This window comes from Maribacter sp. HS, from assembly GCF_048059195.1.
GTDB classification, from domain to species: Bacteria; Bacteroidota; Bacteroidia; order Flavobacteriales; family Flavobacteriaceae; genus Maribacter; species Maribacter dokdonensis.
In genome coordinates this window covers 1-671 of the sequence record NZ_JAYLVV010000020.1, presented here as the reverse complement: position 1 = coordinate 671, position 671 = coordinate 1, and the positions used below count along the sequence as shown (strand labels likewise).

The window sequence follows — 671 nt, the reverse complement described above, 5'->3', positions numbered from 1 at the left end:
GGCAACACTTTATCGACTACGGTTAATGGTGTTACCGGAGCAGGGGTTCCAATAGTTAATAGTAACGTACTAGGTTTAGATACTAATAATGATTTGATAAGTACGGTAAACGGAGAAGCCTCTTCAGCGTTGGATTTAACTCCAGCAATACAAGCAAATCAAACCACGACTACAGTTGTAGAAGGAACGGGAATAGATATAACATCATCGGTTACCGGAAACAATACGGAATATACGGTAACGGTAGATCCTACGGATATCATTGGTGACGGTAGTATTACATCAAGTGATCTTGATGTTGTAGGTGGTGCGAACGCAACTTTGAACGATGTTAGTCTAACAATTGCCGATGATGCTGTCGATGCAGCAACCATTAACGCAGATGTAGCGGGAGCAGGACTTGCGCAGAATGCAACGACAGGCGCTTTGGAAGTCGACGAAGCGGCAATCGCCGACGGAACGATCTCGTCAACGAACAGTACCATAGATATTACGGGAGGTGACGATTCAGTATTCAAGGACGTGACCTTGGATGTAGCGGACGATGCCATTACCACGGATAAAATAGCTGCGGGCGCAGTGGAATCTTCGGATATCGCGGCGGATGCGGTAAACGCGGGGACCATTAACGCAGATGTAGCGGGAGCAGGTCTTGCGCAGAATGCAACGAC

The 671-nt window shown here is 47.2% G+C and carries 1 pseudogene; it reads left to right on the top strand.

From position 1 onward, the window contains the following. A pseudogene (locus VBZ51_RS18960) lies at nucleotides 1–671 on the top strand (hypothetical protein); the annotation flags it as partial.